General features: G+C 62.6%; 16 protein-coding genes. 10 read left to right on the top strand and 6 right to left on the bottom strand.

All coding sequences use genetic code 11. The features are described 5' to 3' along the window. Nucleotides 1-244: 244 nt before the first annotated feature. Nucleotides 245-1021: a transporter substrate-binding domain-containing protein gene (locus ACIOMR_RS02545; RefSeq protein WP_008437921.1), complete on the top strand. Its 777-nt coding sequence runs from the start codon at nucleotides 245-247 to the stop codon at nucleotides 1019-1021. On the opposite strand, the gene cynR is transcribed toward ACIOMR_RS02545, so the two are convergent. Then, complete coding sequence (gene cynR / locus ACIOMR_RS02540) at nucleotides 996-1862, bottom strand: transcriptional regulator CynR (protein ID WP_401192017.1); 867 nt, start codon at nucleotides 1860-1862, stop codon at nucleotides 996-998. The genes ACIOMR_RS02545 and cynR overlap by 26 nt on opposite strands. A gap of 112 nt (nucleotides 1863-1974) precedes the next feature. Between cynR and ACIOMR_RS02535 the strand changes: the two genes are divergently transcribed. From ACIOMR_RS02535 to ACIOMR_RS02525, 3 genes are read left to right on the top strand one after another with little or no spacing between them, the layout of a single operon-like run. Continuing rightward, nucleotides 1975-2616, top strand: coding sequence for a carbonic anhydrase (locus ACIOMR_RS02535; protein WP_177008933.1), 642 nt, complete (start codon nucleotides 1975-1977; stop codon nucleotides 2614-2616). Nucleotides 2617-2645: 29 nt separating this feature from the next. After that, nucleotides 2646-3116: a cyanase gene (cynS, locus tag ACIOMR_RS02530; protein ID WP_003210659.1), complete on the top strand. Its 471-nt coding sequence runs from the start codon at nucleotides 2646-2648 to the stop codon at nucleotides 3114-3116. 55 nt (nucleotides 3117-3171) lie between these two features. Continuing rightward, entirely contained in the window at nucleotides 3172-4011 is an 840-nt protein-coding gene (locus ACIOMR_RS02525) for a cache domain-containing protein (protein WP_003210658.1), read from the top strand. A gap of 144 nt (nucleotides 4012-4155) precedes the next feature. Here the strand turns inward: ACIOMR_RS02525 and ACIOMR_RS02520 are convergent, their stop codons facing one another. Further along, entirely contained in the window at nucleotides 4156-5667 is a 1512-nt protein-coding gene (locus ACIOMR_RS02520; protein ID WP_008437917.1) for an MDR family MFS transporter, read from the bottom strand. 74 nt (nucleotides 5668-5741) lie between these two features. Next, a complete protein-coding gene (gene pobA / locus ACIOMR_RS02515) occupies nucleotides 5742-6926 on the bottom strand; it encodes a 4-hydroxybenzoate 3-monooxygenase (protein WP_401192208.1) in 1185 nt (394 codons plus the stop codon). A gap of 189 nt (nucleotides 6927-7115) precedes the next feature. Here pobA and ACIOMR_RS02510 point away from each other — a divergent pair, with 189 nt between their 5' ends. Beyond that, nucleotides 7116-8012: a helix-turn-helix domain-containing protein gene (locus tag ACIOMR_RS02510; RefSeq protein WP_401192012.1), complete on the top strand. Its 897-nt coding sequence runs from the start codon at nucleotides 7116-7118 to the stop codon at nucleotides 8010-8012. Here ACIOMR_RS02510 and ACIOMR_RS02505 read toward each other — a convergent pair. Together ACIOMR_RS02505 and ACIOMR_RS02500 are read right to left on the bottom strand one after the other, a co-directional pair. Continuing rightward, nucleotides 7996-8172 carry a hypothetical protein gene (locus ACIOMR_RS02505; protein WP_162835184.1) on the bottom strand — a complete coding sequence of 59 codons (177 nt, stop codon included), beginning with the start codon at nucleotides 8170-8172 and terminating at the stop codon, nucleotides 7996-7998. The genes ACIOMR_RS02510 and ACIOMR_RS02505 overlap by 17 nt on opposite strands. Before the next feature lie 100 nt (nucleotides 8173-8272). Continuing rightward, nucleotides 8273-9178 carry a LysR family transcriptional regulator gene (locus tag ACIOMR_RS02500; RefSeq protein ID WP_003210653.1) on the bottom strand — a complete coding sequence of 302 codons (906 nt, stop codon included), beginning with the start codon at nucleotides 9176-9178 and terminating at the stop codon, nucleotides 8273-8275. A gap of 104 nt (nucleotides 9179-9282) precedes the next feature. Between ACIOMR_RS02500 and ACIOMR_RS02495 the strand changes: the two genes are divergently transcribed. Next, nucleotides 9283-10155 (top strand): MBL fold metallo-hydrolase, encoded by an 873-nt coding sequence (locus tag ACIOMR_RS02495; RefSeq protein ID WP_102368312.1) that lies wholly within the window; start codon nucleotides 9283-9285, stop codon nucleotides 10153-10155. A gap of 34 nt (nucleotides 10156-10189) precedes the next feature. After that, entirely contained in the window at nucleotides 10190-10804 is a 615-nt protein-coding gene (locus ACIOMR_RS02490; protein WP_401192007.1) for an NAD(P)-dependent oxidoreductase, read from the top strand. Nucleotides 10805-10922: 118 nt separating this feature from the next. On the opposite strand, the gene ACIOMR_RS02485 is transcribed toward ACIOMR_RS02490, so the two are convergent. Next, nucleotides 10923-11801, bottom strand: a complete 879-nt coding sequence (locus ACIOMR_RS02485; protein WP_177028549.1) for a LysR substrate-binding domain-containing protein — start codon at nucleotides 11799-11801, stop codon at nucleotides 10923-10925. Nucleotides 11802-11912: 111 nt separating this feature from the next. Between ACIOMR_RS02485 and ACIOMR_RS02480 the strand changes: the two genes are divergently transcribed. The 3 genes from ACIOMR_RS02480 (at nucleotide 11913) to ACIOMR_RS02470 (ending at nucleotide 16396) form a co-directional block, all read left to right on the top strand. Next, complete coding sequence (locus tag ACIOMR_RS02480) at nucleotides 11913-13538, top strand: 5-guanidino-2-oxopentanoate decarboxylase (RefSeq protein ID WP_401192004.1); 1626 nt, start codon at nucleotides 11913-11915, stop codon at nucleotides 13536-13538. Then, nucleotides 13535-14977 carry an aldehyde dehydrogenase family protein gene (locus tag ACIOMR_RS02475; RefSeq protein WP_401192001.1) on the top strand — a complete coding sequence of 481 codons (1443 nt, stop codon included), beginning with the start codon at nucleotides 13535-13537 and terminating at the stop codon, nucleotides 14975-14977. Before ACIOMR_RS02480 ends, ACIOMR_RS02475 begins: the two co-directional genes overlap by 4 nt. Before the next feature lie 231 nt (nucleotides 14978-15208). After that, nucleotides 15209-16396 (top strand): cyanate transporter, encoded by a 1188-nt coding sequence (locus ACIOMR_RS02470; RefSeq protein ID WP_177122685.1) that lies wholly within the window; start codon nucleotides 15209-15211, stop codon nucleotides 16394-16396. Nucleotides 16397-16406: the final 10 nt, after the last annotated feature.

Here is a 16406-nt window from a genome sequence, read left to right as displayed (position 1 = left end):
TTCGGAAGGGAGGGCATCAGCGGTGACTCGACGACGATCCGGACGGCTGGACGCGGTGGCGCCTGGCGATGTCTCAGGGTGTGTGTCGGGGGAACCGTCCATGCGGGATTCACAGTAAAGAGATGCCGGGCAGCCTCACACGCGAGGTTAAGCCGTTAAATCCAGTCTTGATGGAGTTTGGTTGTGCCGTGGCTAAACATTTGCAAATAATGGCGGCCCTGCCCATGCCCAAGGACCCGACCGCATGAAAGCATTGCTGACCCTTTCCCTGCTGGCCGGCCTGTCTGCCCAGGCCCTGGCCGACAGCCCCGCGTCGCGCCTGGATGAAGTGCTCCAGCGCGGCGAAATGAGCGTCTGTACCACCGGCGACTACAAGCCCTACAGCTATTTACGCCCGGACGGCAGCTACGAAGGCATCGACATTTCGATGGCCCAGTCCCTGGCCAAGAGCCTTGGGGTGCAGGTGAAGTGGGTGCCGACCACCTGGAAAACCCTGATGCCGGACTTCCTGGCCCAGCGCTGTGATATTGCGGTGGGTGGTATTTCAGTGTCCCTGGAGCGGCAGAAAAAGGCGTTTTTCAGCCAACCATTGGGCGTCGACGGCAAGATCCCGCTGGTGCGTTGCGCCGATGTGCAGCGCTATCAGACGGTGGAGCAGATCAACCAGCCGCAGGTACGCGTGATCGAGCCTGCGGGCGGCACCAATGAAGTATTTGCGCGGGCGCATTTGGGCAAGGCACAACTGACGCTGTTCCCGGATAACGTGACGATTTTCGAGGAACTGCTGGCGAACAAGGCGGACGTGATGATCACCGACGCCAGCGAGGCGCGGTATCAGCAGAAGCTCAAGCCGGGACTGTGCGCGGTGAATCCCGAGCGGTACATGCAGTACAGCGAGAAAGCGTTCCTGCTGCCCCGCGATGATGTCGCATGGAAGAGTTACGTGGACCAGTGGCTGCACTTGAGCACGGTGACCGGCGTGTATGACGGCATCATCAATCAGTGGCTGGCTGCGCCCTGACCAGCTCGACAAACGCCCTGCACGCCGCACTGCGATAGCCTCCCTTGCGGCTGAGCAACGCCGCCGTGCGTTGCGGCAACGGCGGGCTTAGCGGCACCGCCTGCAACCCCGGCTGCACCTGGGCAATCGCGCTGGGCAGGATGGTCGCCAACTGCGTATTTCGTACGATTTCGATAATCGCACTGATGGAATTGGCCTCCATGGTGATCAGCGGTTTCACCGCCTGGCTGCGAAAATACTCATCGATATAGCGACGCGTGGCGAAGCCGGCATTCAGCAGCACCAACGGCTGCTGGAGCCACGACTGTCGATCAATGCCGGGATGACCGGCGCTCACCACTACGCTCAACGCCTCGACAAACACCCCTTCACACTCGATATCCGGCAAATGCTCGCCGGTAAAACCGATGCCGATATCCAGCAAATCCTCCGTCAGTGCCGCCTCCATGCGGTCCTGGGTCAGCTCCTCGACACTCACTGTAATCCCCGGATACTGCCCGTTAAATCGCGCCAGCAGCGGCCCGATCAGGTAAGCGGTAAATGTCGGCGTCATCGCCAGGCGCAAACTGCCACGGCTCAGGTCCTGCACGTCATGCATGGCGCGGGTGCCGGCCTGCAGATCCTGCAAGGCCAGGCGCGCAAACCGCACATAGGCCTCGCCAGCATCGGTCAGGCTGACGCGTCTGCCGGAACGGTCCAGCAGTGGCGCACCGAGAGTGTCTTCCAGTTGCCGGATCTGCTGCGACAAGGTCGGCTGCGACACATGCAGCGCCTCCGCCGCCCGGGTGAAATTACGGTGCTCGGCAACGGCCAGCAGGTAGCGGATATGACGCAGCAACATGGAAGGCGCTCCAACTATAGGCATGACTTATAGAAACCATAATAAGCCGGTCTTGGACGCTATAACTGAAAACTTCCATCCTTGCCCCATCAGCGACGCAAGGAGAACCACCATGCAAGATCTCATCGACGGCTTTCGCAAGTTCCAGGGTGAAGCCTTCACTCAACGCAGCGACCTGTTCAAACACCTGGCTACCACGCAAAACCCCGGCACGTTGTTCGTGTCTTGTTCCGACAGCCGCGTAGTCCCGGAACTGCTGACCCAGCAGGAACCCGGTGACCTGTTTGTGATCCGTAACGCCGGCAACATCGTCCCGTCCTACGGGCCGGAGCCTGGCGGCGTGTCGGCCACCGTAGAATACGCAGTAGCCGTTCTCGGCGTCAGCGACATCGTGATCTGCGGCCACTCCGACTGCGGTGCCATGACCGCGATCTCCACCTGCAAATGCCTCGACCACTTGCCCGCCGTGGCCAACTGGCTGCGCCACGCCGAGTCGGCCAAGGTGATCAATGCCGCCCGCACTCACGCATCGGATGCCGACCGGCTGAACTCGCTGGTACGGGAAAACGTGGTCGCCCAACTGGCCAACCTCAAGACCCACCCTTCCGTGGCCCTGGCCCTGGAACAAGGCCGGCTGAGCCTGCACGGCTGGGTCTACGACATCGAAAGCGGCGCCATCGACGCCCTGGATGGCCGCAACGGGCGCTTCATGTCGCTGCTCGACCACCCGGCCACCCGTGCCCACGCCGCCTGAACCTTATTCAAACCCAAGAGGACATCACCATGCTGCAATCCCAATTCGCCCAATCCCCACGCCTGGCCCTGGCCGACACCGTCATCGACATCAAGGCGCGCAAGAACCTGTCATGGCAGGACCTCACCGACGGCACCGGCCTGAGCCTGGCGTTCGTTACCGCCGCCCTGCTCGGCCAGCATCCGCTGCCCAAGGACGCTGCCGATGTGGTCTGCGACAAGCTTGGCCTCGACCAGGACGCCAGCCGCCTGCTGCAAACCGTGCCCCTGCGCGGCAGCTTTCCGGGCGGCGTGCCGACGGACCCGACCATGTACCGTTTCTATGAAATGCTGCAGGTCTACGGTTCGACCCTCAAGGCCCTGGTGCACGAACAATTTGGCGACGGCATCATCAGCGCGATCAACTTCAAGCTGGACATCAAGAAGGTCGAAGACCCGGACGGCGGCTCCCGCGCGGTAATCACCCTGGATGGCAAATACCTGCCGACCAAACCGTTCTGATTTGCCGGCAAACCGTCTACGCTCTTGGCACACCAACAAGATCGAGGGACGGGTAATGAAGGCAATGCTCCGAGCCACCTGGCTGCTGCTGTTATGTGTTGGCCAGGTGCACGCCGCCACCGCTGAGGAGGCGGATGCCCAAGCCGCCAAGGCCTTGCTGGAAAAGGCCTTGGCGTATTACCAGACGAATGGTGACAAGGCTTTTGCGGCGTTCAGCCGCCAGGGTGAATTCGTCGACCAGGACCGTTACGTGTTCGTGGTCAACACCAAGGGCGTGCTGCTGGCGAGTGGCGGGCCCTCTTCTGCGTTGATCGGGCGCAATGTTTCCGAGGTACTGGGGCCGGATTTGAACAAGTCGTTCAAGGAGGCGTTGGCGGTGCCTGAGGGCAGTGGCATCCAGCAGGCCGATTACCGGTGGCAGAACTGGAATGACGGCAAGGTGGAGCGCAAGCATGTGTATTACCAGCGCGTCGGGCAGCGGATTTTGGCCGTTGGCTACTACCTGCCGCGGGCGACGCCGGAACATGCCAGAGCGCTGCGAAACAAAGCCGTCAAGGCGCTGGAGAAAGACCCGGTTGGGACGCTCAAGGCCATCAACGCCATGCAGGGTGGTTTTCTACAGGACGATTTGTATGTGTTTGTGGTTGACCTCGACACCCAGCGCTACGTGGCCCATGGCACGACTCCGCGGTTGGTGAATACGGATTTCAGCAAGATCAAGGATCCCGACGGGAAGCCGGTGGGTGAGCCGATCCTGGCGGTCATGGCCGAGCAGGATCAGGGGGAATACAAGTACCGCTGGAAAAATCCGGTGACCGGAAAGGTTGAGAACAAGCATGCGTATTTGCGCAAAACCGGACATTTCATGGTGGCTGTGGGGTATTACAGCCCGTGAAGGTCAGCTATTTAAATGCTGGAACGCAATCGAATGTGGGAGCGGGCTTGCTCGCGAATGCGGTGTATCAGCCAACCTATTTATCAACTGACAGACCGCATTCGCGAGCAAGCCCGCTCCCACATTTAATCTTCATTTTTTCGACTATTTGGCCTTGTCTTCCCGCCCCCGCAACACCCGATTAGGCATGGCAATCGCCGCCGCCAACCCCAACAACGACACCCCGGCACTGACCATCAGCAAATGCCTGAAGGTAATCAACAACTCCCCCCGCAAGGCATCCTGCGCCGGCCCAGGCGCCGCATTCAAGCCATCCAGCAGCACATTCCCCGAACTCCCTTCCGCGACCAGCGCCCCACTGGCCAGGTGCGCAAAACTGGAGTCCTGCAACAACGCCAGCAACAGCGCCGACATGCATGCCACCCCAACCGCACCGCCCAGGGAACGGAACAGGTTGGTGGTGCTGGTCGCCACCCCGATATCCCGCTGCTCCACCGAGTTCTGCGTACCCACCAGGGAAGTCGGAAACTGCATCCCGGCGGCAATCCCGCACAGCAACATAAACAGACTGGTGACCGCCACCGCCTGAGGCGCACTCAACGCCATGCCGAAAATCGCGATCGGGCTCAGGAAGGCGCCAATCAGGATCATCGGTTTATAACGCCCGGTCACCGAGGTCATGCGCCCGGCAAAATACGCCCCCATCGGCAAACCCATCGCCAGCGGCAGCAAATGCAAGGCGGCACTGTCGGCACCGGAACCGGTGACGGTCTGGTAGCGCAGCGGCATCAGCACCGTGAGGGAAATCGCCTGGAAACTGGTAAAGAAAATCGTGCACCAGCACAACACCGCGCTGCGGTTGGCAAACAGGTGCATCGGCAACAAGGGCTCCCGCGCCCGACGCTCGTGCCACACAAACACCGTCAACGCCACCACGGCACAGACCAACAGCCCCAGCACTTCATCGTCGCGCCAATGATGGCCCTGGCCGATTTCGGTGATACCCAGCAACAGCGCCGTCAAACCGACGATCATCAGCACAGTGCCGAGGTAGTCTATCACCGGCTTGCGTTGCGGCACCGGCAGCCCCACCAGCGTGCGATGGGCCACCCACCAGGCGCCCGCGCCCAGCGGCAGGTTGATCAGGAACACCCAGCGCCACGACAGGTACTCGGTCATGTAGCCGCCCAACACCGGGCCGGCCACGCTCGCCACCGCGTACATGCTGCTGAAGTAACCCTGGTAGCGCCCGCGCTCACGGGGCGGAATAATGTCGCCGATAATCGCCTGGCTGACCGAAATCATCCCGCCAGCACCGATGCCCTGGAGGATCCGCGCCAGCACCAGTTGCTCCATGCTCTGGGCCATGCCGCAGAACAGCGAAGCAAGGGTGAACAGGCCCATGCCGATCAGCATCATCGGCCGGCGCCCGTACAGGTCGCCGAGCTTGCCGTAGATCGGCACCGCCACGGTCATCGCCACCATGTAGCCGGAGATCACCCAGGCCAGCAGGTTGACGTCATGGAACTGGGCGGAAATCGCCGGCATGGAGACGGCGACGATGGTCTGGTCCAAAGCCCCGAGAAAGATCGCCATCATCAAGGCGACAAGGACACTGCGCACGGCGGGTGTGGCGGGCTGATTGAGGTTGGTCACGGCAGAACCTGCGAGCAAGGGCCCGCGGGAAAAGGAGGCCCACGGGAATGCTCGTCAGTGTACTAGATAGCTGACTATTCGATAGCCTCGTAAGGAAGTCCGACGTAATTTTCTGCAATGGTTTTACGACCGGCTTCGGAGTCGACGAAGTATTCCAGTTCGCTCTGGGCGATGCGCTGGCTGAAGCCGTCTGCCTCAGGAAACTGATGCAGCATCGAGGTCATCCACCAGGAAAACCGTTCGGCCTTCCAGATCCTTCGCAGGCAAATCTGCGAGTACTTCTCCAGCAATTCCACTCGGCCCTCGCGATACACCTTGAGCAGGATATTGAACAAGGTACTGACATCGCTGGCCGCCAGGTTCAAACCCTTGGCGCCGGTGGGCGGCACAATGTGGGCCGCGTCGCCGAGCAGGAACAGGCGGCCGTACTGCATCGGCTCCACCACAAAACTGCGCAGTGGCGCGATGCTCTTTTCGATGGACGGGCCGGTCACCAGTTGCTCGGTGAGTGAGCTGGGCAAGCGGGTTTTCAGTTCATCCCAAAAGCGTGCATCGGACCAGTCGTCCACCGACTCATCGGCCGGCACCTGCAGGTAATAACGGCTGCGGGTCGGTGAACGCATGCTGCACAGGGCAAAACCGCGTTCGTGCTTGGCGTACACCAGTTCATCGTGGATCGGCGGGGTGTCGGCGAGGATGCCCAGCCAGCCAAACGGATAGACCCGTTCAAAGACTTTCAATGCCTCGGTGGGAATCGACTGGCGCGCCACACCGTGAAAACCATCGCAGCCAGCGATGTAGTCGCAGTCCAGCCGGTAATGCTCGCCTTTATGTTCGAAGCTCAGCCACGGCTCCGGGCTTTTCAGATCATGGGGCTGCACGTTGCCGGCTTCATACAACGTTGTCGCGCCGCTGGCCTGGCGCGCGGCCATCAGGTCGCGGGTGACTTCGGTTTGCCCGTAGATCATCACCGTCTTGCCGCCGGTCAGCGTCTTGAGGTCGAGATGGGTCAGTTGCCCATTCAGCGCCAGCTCAAAGCCCTCATGCACCAGGCCTTCGGCATCCATCCGCGCACTCACGCCGGCCTGGCGCAGCAGGTCGACCATGCCTTGTTCCAGCACCCCGGCACGGATGCGCCCTTGCACGTAATCCGGCGTCTGGCGCTCAAGAATCAGGGTTTCGATCCCGGCGTTGTGCAACAGTTGACCGAGCAGCAGCCCCGAGGGACCGGCGCCGATGATGGCGACTTGGGTTTTCAGCGTTTTCATTATTTTTATGGCCCGCAAGCTTCACCCGAACGTATCCGGTGAAAGAGTTGTCATTGAAGGTGTTGCTGGCATTTTTCACTTGAGTGCCCGGCATAAGAAGGTGAAAACTGAGCCCAAAGCTGCGCTTTTCGCCAATTGGGGCGATTACCGCACAACTCTCCCGAAGTATCGGATGAAGCCATGACCAAAACTGCCAGTGCCGCGATTCCAGTGTTCAAACTCTACGGTGAGAGCCAGCAATGGCCGACCCCGGATTTGTTGCACTGTGAAACCATCTCCCGGCGCAGCCGTGAGTACCAGTGGGAAATCCAGCCCCACCGGCATGCGGACCTGTGCCAGTTGCTTTACGTGCACAAAGGCCAGGCACAACTGGAGATCGAGGGGCAGCGCAGCACCCTGAATGAATCGACGCTGCAGGTGCTGCCGCCGTTATGCGTGCATGGCTTTCGCTTTTCCGAAGACGTCGAGGGGTTTGTGGTCACCCTGGCCGCGCCGCTGATGGCGCACCTGCAGGGGCAACTGGGCGCGGCGCTGGATGGCCTGAATGCCCTGGGCAGCTACCCTGCCGGCAACGACAGTGACTACCTCAACAGCCTGTTTGCGCGCCTGCAGGAGGAGTACGCCAGCGACCAACCGGCGCGAGACATGATGATGCACGCCCTGGTCAGCGTACTGCTGGTGTGGATCAGCCGCCAGGCCATCCAGCGTCGCCATCCACGGGCACCGCGGGGCCGCGAATACTTCCGCCGGTTCACCCTGCTGGTAGAGCAACATTATCGCGAGCACCCGAAAATCGAAGACCTGGCCCACAAGCTCGGGATCTCGGTCTCACACCTGAACGGGACGTGTCGGGAGTTGGGCGGGCAGCCCGCGTTGCAGATCATGCACGACCGCCAGTTGCTGGAAGCCAAGCGCCTGCTGACCTACACCAGCATGACCATCAATGAAATGTCGGAGGTGTTGGGCTTTTCCGACCCGACCAACTTCTCACGGCTGTTTCGCCGACGCGTCGGGTTCTCCCCGAAGGCGTTTCGGGAGCAGTTGAAAGCCGACCAGGCCTCTAGCGAAGCGAACTGAAGGCAGCCATGTGGCCAACGCATTGACCGTGATTGCAGCTGGAGGCGAAGCCCGGCTGCATGCGGGTCTGTTCGACGCGGTAGGCGGCAGTGCCATAGAGCGCGGTGGCGGCGGCGCACAGGGTGAAAATCATCAGGTACTTTCTTGTTTTGATCGACATGATGCTGACCTCTGATCCGATCAAGAAGGTGCTTTGATAAGCATAGGTCAGCTGGGGCAAGTCGCCATTATCGGGCGACATTCAACCTGTTTATGCAGGCTTAGAGACCGACGTCCCACACCGGCTCTTCCGGAAACCTCAATACCAGGAAATCCAGCAGGCTGCGCAGCGCCGCCGGCATATGCTTGCGCGAGGCGTACACCGCGTAGATGTTCATCTGCTGCGGCTCGGCCTCGGGCAACAAGCGGATCAACTCGCCGCTGCGGATGTAGTCGCCCGCCTGATAACTCGGCAGCCGCGACACCCCTGCTCCCGCCAGCGTCACCCGCAATAAGGTACTGGCCTCGTTGGCGCTGATATTGCCCTGCACCGGCACCGACACCGGCTCGCCGTTCTCCATGAAGTGCCACAGGCTTTTGCCGAAGTAGGAGTGGGTCAGGCAATTGTGCCGGGCCAGGTCCTGTACCTGCCGCGGTTGCGGATGCTCCAGCAGGTAAGCGGGCGATGCGCAGATCACCGAACGGCACAGCGTGAGTCGGCGGGCGATCAGGTTGGGGTCCAGTTCGAAGCTGGTGCGGATCGCCAGGTCGATGCGCTCATCCACCAGGTTCACCGTGCGATCAAGCATCTGCATATCGATGTTGACCAGCGGGTAGCGCTTGACGTATTCGGCCATGGCATCGGCCAGCTGTGCCTGGCCGAACGAGGTGCTGACACTCAGGCGCAGCAGGCCACGGGGTGCTTCGTCCGGTTCGCTGACGGCGGCCTGCATGTCGCTGCACAACTCCAGCATCTGTCGGCAACGGGGCAAGGTTTCGCTGCCGGCGGCGGTCAGGCTGAGCTTGCGGGTGGTGCGGTGCATCAGGCGCGCGCCGACCCAGTCTTCCAGCTCCGCCAGGTAGCGCGACACCACCGGGCGCGACAGGTCCAGATGGTCGGCTGCCGCCGACTGGCTGCCCAAGTCCACCACCGCGACAAACACCCGCATTGCTTGAAGACGATCCATGATTTGCCCGCTTTTAGAAACAAACTATGTCCAAGCATCGCATTTTTTGTAGCGTTTGGTGCAACTAAGCTCTGTCCACACCTTACCGATGACTGGAGCTGCACATGTTTGGATTCTCCCCGCTCAAGCGCGTGGCCCTGGCCGCCGCCTCCCTGGCCTTCGCCGCGCACGCCATGGCGGCCGACTTGACTCTGGACGCCTACAACCCGGGCGAAACCGCGATGATGCCGGTCACCTCGGTACTGGTCAGCGGCGACAAAGATGCGATCCTGGTGGACGCCCAATTCGGCAAGACCCAGGCCGAGCAACTGGTGCAAAAAATCCGCGCCAGCGGCAAGCGCCTGACTACCATCTACATCAGCCACGGCGACCCGGACTACTACTTCGGCCTCGATACCCTGACCGCCGCCTTCCCCCAGGCCAAAGTCCTGGCACCGCAGCCGGTGGTGGACCATATCAAGGCCACCGTTGAACACAAACTGGCGTTCTGGGGCCCGAAACTGGGCGCGGACAAGCCTGGCAAAGCCGTCATTCCCCAGGTGCTTGAGGGCCACAGCCTGACCCTCGAAGGCAAGCAGTTGGAGGTGATCGGCCTCGACGGCGCACAACCGGACCGCACCTTTGTGTGGATCCCGTCGATCAAGGCGGTGGTCGGTGGTGTAGTCGTCGCGGAAAACATTCATGTGTGGATGGCCGATACGCAGACCGCGAAGTCCCACACCGATTGGCTGGCCACCCTGCAACGTATCCAGGACTTGAAACCGCGCACCGTGATTCCGGGTCACTACCTGGGCACGCCGTCGCTCAAATCCGTGGCGTTCACCGCCGACTACATCAAGGCCTTTGACGAAGAAACCGCCAAGGCCAAGGACTCCGCCGCCCTGATTGCGGCGATGCAAAAGCGTTACCCGAACCTGGGTGACGAGAGCACCCTGGAACTGGGCGCCAAAGTCGCCAAGGGCGAAATGCAGTGGTGAGTCGATTCAACCCTTAACCGTACTGGAGAACGTCATGAGCAAGATCGCAATCATTGGTGCCACCGGTCGTGCCGGTAGACAACTGCTGGAAGAAGCGTTGCGTCGCGGGCACACCGTCACGGCCATCGCACGTAATACCGACAAGATCGGGGCGCGCCCTGGCGTCACCGCCAAGCAAGTCGATGCGCTGGATGCCCAGGCACTGGAACAGGCCATCCGCGGCAACGACGTGGTGATCAGTGCGGCGCACTTCGCCACCCTGCCGCCGGAAGCGGTGATCAACCCGGTGAAAAAAGCCGGCGTGAAGCGCCTGCTGGTGGTCGGCGGTGCCGGTTCGCTGTTGTTGCCGGGCGGCAGCCGAGTGATCGACAGCCCGGGCTTCCCCGAGGAATACAAAGCCGAAGCCAGCGCCGGCAGTGTTTTCCTCGATACCCTGCGCCAGGAAAAAGACTTGGACTGGACCTTCCTGTCGCCTTCGGCGGAGTTCGTCGAGACCGCACGCACCGGCACATTCCGCCTGGGCCAGGATGAATTGCTGGTGAGCAGTGAAGGCCGCAGCTGGATCAGCTTTGCCGACTTTGCGATTGCGCTGATTGATGAAGTGGAAACGCCGAAGCATTCGCGCCAGCGGTTTACCGTCGGCTACTAAGGCTGACGCGCACTAAAAATGTGGGAGCGGGCTTGCTCGCGAATGCGGTGTGTCAGTCAACAGATGTATTGGCTGACCCGGCGCCTTCGCGAGCAAGCCCGCTCCCACATTTTGATCTTCATTGTGACGGCGACTGTGCCTGGCTCACCAGCCAGTCCATAAGCTGCTCCAACCCCGCCGAGGGCTCAGTGCCCGGCGGGTACACCAGGTAATACCCCATCCCCGTCGGCACCCGTAGTTCAAACGGCGTGGCCAACCGCCCCGCCTTCAGGTCCTCGCCAATCAGCGCGCTGTCGCCAATTGCCACGCCCGAGCCTTGGGACGCCACCGTCATCGCCAGGTCCAGGGTTTCAAAATGATGCCCCTGGGCCAGATTGCTCAAGCGTGTATTCGCCGCTTTCAACCACAACGCCCAATCGCGCTCATCCCGCGTAGGGTGCAACAACACCTGTTGCTGCAAATCGGCGGGCGTGTGCAAGTCACCGAGCAAGGCCGGCGCGCACACCGGTGTCAGGCGCTCATCGAACAGATGCCGGGCCTGGGCCGACTGCTCGGCAATCGGCGCGTAGATCACCGCGGCATCGAACTGCTCGCGGCGAAAGTCGACGGTGTAGGCCACGGTGGTGGTCAACTCCACCGGCACATCCGGGCGTTCCTGCTGCCACTGCATCAGGCGCGGCAACAGCCAGCGCATCACGCAGGTGGAGGCCTTGAGCTGCAAGGTCTCGCGGCGGGTGCCGATCTGCTCCACCGCCTCGCCGATCAGGCCGAACACCTGCTGCGCCCGCAGTGACCATTCGCGGCCCTCTTCGGTGAGGCTCAAGCCACGAGCCTGGCGCTGGAACAGCGCATAGCCCAGATGACTTTCCAGCCCGGCGATCTGCCGACTCACCGCGCCCTGGGTGATGTGCAATTGCTCGGCGGCTCGGGTGAAGTTGCAGCACTGGGCCGTGACCCAAAAGGTGTGCAGGGCCGGCAGCGGCGGAAGACGTTTCATAAGGGCGCAGCCATGACGTGAGGACATGGCTAGTATGACTTTTTATCGATTGTTGCCGCTACGGGCCAGCCGTTCCAATACGGGCCTTTATCAACAATAAGAGCGACGACAATGGCGACCTGCGGCGAAGTATTGGTCAACCTGCTGGAAGGCTACGGCGTGGACCAGGTGTTTGGCATCCCCGGCGTGCACACCGTGGAACTCTACCGGGGCCTGGCGCGCTCGAGCATCCGCCACGTCACCCCGCGCCACGAACAGGGCGCCGGTTTCATGGCCGACGGCTATGCGCGCACCAGCGGCAAGCCCGGCGTGTGCTTCATCATCACCGGCCCCGGCATGACCAACATCACCACCGCCATGGGCCAGGCCTACGCCGACTCGATCCCGATGCTGGTGATCTCCAGCGTGCAGTCCCGCAGCCAGCTGGGCGGCGGGCGCGGCAAGCTGCACGAGCTGCCGAACCAGAACGCGATGATCGCGGGCGTGGCGGCGTTCTCCCATACCTTGATGTCGGCAGCCGAGTTGCCCGGTGTACTGGCCCGGGCATTTGCGCTGTTCCAGGCCGGACGACCGCGCCCGGTGCACATCGAAATCCCGCTGGACGTGCTGGTGGAAAACGCCGACGCGTTGCTCGGCAGCGAACCGGTCAGCGTTTCCCGCGCTGGCGCTGCGCCGTCGGCGGTCAAGCAGATGAGCCAGTTGCTCGCAGCGGCGAAACGTCCGCTGATCCTCGCCGGTGGCGGTGCCATCGACGCAGCCCCCGAGGTGACGCAGCTGGCCGAAGCCCTCGGCGCGCCGGTGGCGCTGACCATCAATGCCAAGGGCATGCTGGCCGCCAACCACCCGCTGCTGATCGGCTCGACCCAAACCCTGGTCGCCACCCGCGCGCTGGTGGCCGAGGCAGACGTGGTGCTGGCGATCGGCACCGAGCTGGCCGAAACCGACTACGACGTGACCTTCGCCGGCGGCTTCGACATTCCCGGCGCCCTGCTGCGCATCGACATCGATTCCGACCAGACCGTGCGCAATTACCCGCCGCAAGTCGCGCTGGTAGCCGACGCGCAAATCGCTGCGCAGGCACTGCTTGCCGAGCTGGGCAACAAACCCCTGGCCGCCCGCGACAGCAACTGGGGCGCCCACCGCGTCGCCCGCCTGTGGAGCGAACTGGAACCCACCTGGGACGCCGCCACCCGCGCGCAAACCCTGTTCCTCAACACCGTCCTGGACGAACTGCCCGACGCCGTACTGGTGGGCGACTCCACCCAACCGGTGTACACCGGCAACCTGACCCTGAACCTCGACCAACCGCGCCGCTGGTTCAACTCCTCCACCGGCTACGGCACCCTCGGCTACGCCTTGCCGGCGGCCATCGGTGCGTGGCTGGGGCGCGGCAACGGTGCGCCGGTGGTGTGCCTGATCGGCGACGGCGGCCTGCAATTCACCCTGCCGGAACTGGCCAGCGCCGTGGAAGCGCGCACGCCGGTGATCGTGCTGCTGTGGAATAACCAGGGCTATGAGGAGATCAAGAAATACATGGTCAACCGCGCCATCGAACCGGTGGGCGTGGACATCTACACCCCGGACTTTATCGGCGTGGCCAAGGCCCTCGGCGCTGCTGCCCAGCGCGTCCAGGGTGTTGAGGAATTACGCAGCGCCTTGCGTGCCGCGACTGATCGCCAGGGCCCGACGCTGATTGAAATCGACCAGGGCCTTTGGATGAAGGAGGTGGCGGTATGAGCGCGGTATTGAATGGGCTGTTTATCAATGGCGCGTGGCGTGCCGGCCATGACGTGCTGGACGTGATCAACCCGGCCACCGAGGCCACCCTGGCCCAAGTGAGCGTGGGTGATGCAGGCGCGGTGACTGAGGCCATCGGCGCCGCCAGCGCGGCCTTCCCGGGCTGGTCAAAAAGCACCGGCCGCGACCGCGCCGCGCTGTTGCGCAAGATCGCCGAGGGTGTGAGCGCAGAGCGTGAACACCTGATGCAACTGCAATCGAGCAACAACGGCAAGCCGCTGTTTGAAGCCGGCATCGATGTGGATGACGTGATCGCCACCTTTGCCTATTACGCGAACCTGGCCGACGAAATGGACGCCACCCAGGACCGTCCGGTGGTACTGCCCACTGAGGATTTCAGCGCCCGTGTACGCCGTGAACCCTGCGGCGTGGTCGGCCTGATCGTGCCGTGGAATTTCCCGATGGTGACCACCGCCTGGAAACTCGCCCCGGCGCTGGCGGCCGGTTGCTGCGTGGTGCTCAAGCCTTCGGAAGTGACGCCGCTGGCAGAGCTGGAACTGGCCCGGATCATCGCCTCGGTGGGCTTGCCTGCCGGTGTGTTCAACCTGGTCTGCGGCACTGGCCTGGCGGTGGGCGCGCCGATGGCGGCTGACCCACGGATCGCGAAAATCTCCTTCACCGGCAGCAATGCCGTGGGCGTGCAGGTGATGCAGCGCGCCGCCGAAACGGTCAAGGGTGTGAGCCTGGAACTGGGCGGCAAATCCGCGTTGCTGGTGCTGGCGGACGCCGACCTCGACCTGGCCGTGGAACTGGCCTGCGGCGGTGGTTTCTTCAACGCCGGGCAGATGTGTTCCGCCACCAGCCGGGTGTTGGTGGCCGACGAACTGGCGGACGAGTTTCTCACCCGCTTGCAGGCCAGGGCCGAGAGCATTCGCGTGGCGGACCCGTTTGCCGAAGACGTGGAAATGGGCGCATTGGTCAACCGTGCGCAGTACCAGCGGGTGCTGGGGCATATCGAACGTGGCGTGCAAGCCGGCGCGAAGCTGCTGTGTGGCGGCGGGCGCCCGGCGGATTTGCCTCATGGGTATTTCATTCGCCCGACGGTCTTCACTGAAGTGCCGTTGGACAGCGCGTTGTGGAACGAGGAGATCTTCGGCCCGGTGCTGTGCGTGCGCAGTTTTGCCAATGAGGCCGAGGCTGTGGCGCTGGCCAATGACAGTGAGTTTGGCCTGGTCGCGAGCGTGCTGAGCAGCAACCTGGAAGCGGCTGAGCGAGTGGCGAATGCTTTGCAGGTGGGTTTGGTGTGGATCAATGCGCCGCAGGTGATCTTCCCGCAAACGGCGTGGGGTGGTTACAAGCAGAGCAGCATTGGCCGCGAACTGGGGCCTTGGGGGTTGCAGGCGTTTCAGGAGATCAAGCATGTGATCCGGGCGGTGTAGAAACACTCAAGAGCACCACTGTTCCCTGTGGGAGCTGGCTTGCCTGCGATTGCGGTCTATCAGACACAGATGTGTTGCCTGACCCACCGCTATCGCAGGCAAGCCAGCTCCTACCTGTTGATTTGTGCCGTGTCAGCAGATGCATTTTTTCAATAGCCCCAACGACTTTCTCATTTGCCGCCCTCCCCCACGCCCGGCCTAATACTGCCCTTGTCAGTTCAAGGCTCGCCCATGGAAAACGTCCGCGCAAAACCCGCCACCGCCGTTTGGCTGATGATCAGCGTTGTGCTGGTCGCCCTCAACCTGCGCCCGTCGATGGCCGCCGTCGGCCCGTTGTTGTCGTCGATTCGCGCCGATGTGGCCCTGAGTTTCAGCACGGCCTCCCTGCTGACCATGCTGCCGGTCATGGCCATGGGCCTGGCGATGTTTTTTGGCATGGCCGTGGCCAAACGCTTCGGCGAGCATCGCAGCATTGTGCTGTCGCTGGTGGTGATCGGCCTGGCCACCGTCTCCCGGTTGTTCCTGGACTCGGCGGTTGAGCTGATCCTCAGCGCCATTGCCGCCGGCGTAGGCATCGCGATGATCCAGGCGTTGATGCCCGCCTTGATCAAGTCGCGCTTCAGCGACAACGTTTCCCTGTTCATGGGCCTGTACGTCACCGCGATCATGGGCGGCGCGGCCCTCGCCGCTTCGTTCTCGCCGTTTATCCAGGTGCAAACCGGCAGCTGGCGCATCGGCCTGGCCATCTGGGCGGTTCTCGCGGTATTGGCGCTGGTGTTCTGGTACGCCCAACGCTCGGTGCTGCCGCCGCTGCCGCAAGCCGGCGCAGGCCCGCAGGCGTCATTCTTCGGCAATCGCCGGGCCTGGTTGCTGGCGATTTTCTTCGGCCTCGGTACCGCGTCCTACACCTGCGTACTGGCCTGGCTGGCGCCGTACTACGTGGAACAAGGCTGGAGTGAACAGAACGCCGGCCTGTTGCTGGGCTTTTTGACGGCCATGGAAGTGGTCTCCGGCCTGACTACCCCGGCCATCGCCAACCGCCGGAGGGACAAGCGGGGTGTGGTCGCGGTGCTGCTGGTGCTGATCATCGCCGGCTTCTGCGGGCTGATCCTGAGCCCGCAATACCTGAGCCTGCTGTGGCCGTGTTTGCTCGGCCTGGGCATTGGCGGCTTGTTTCCGATGAGCCTGATCCTGTCCCTCGACCACCTCGACAACCCGCGCCGCGCCGGTGGCCTGACGGCCTTTGTGCAGGGCATCGGCTACCTGATCGCCGGGTTGTCGCCGTTGATTGCCGGGATGATCCGCGACCAGCTGGGCAGCTTCGAGTGGGCCTGGTGGTCTTTGACGGCCGTGGTGGTGGTGATGCTGCTGATCGTACTGCGCTTCGATCCCCGGCATTACGCGCGGCATATTCGCTGAGGTCGTGTTG

It is taken from the genome of Pseudomonas sp. NPDC087814 (assembly GCF_044742865.1).
Taxonomy (GTDB): Bacteria; Pseudomonadota; Gammaproteobacteria; order Pseudomonadales; family Pseudomonadaceae; genus Aquipseudomonas.
Note: the sequence above shows the minus strand (reverse complement) of the source record. Positions and strands in the feature narration are given on the sequence as shown.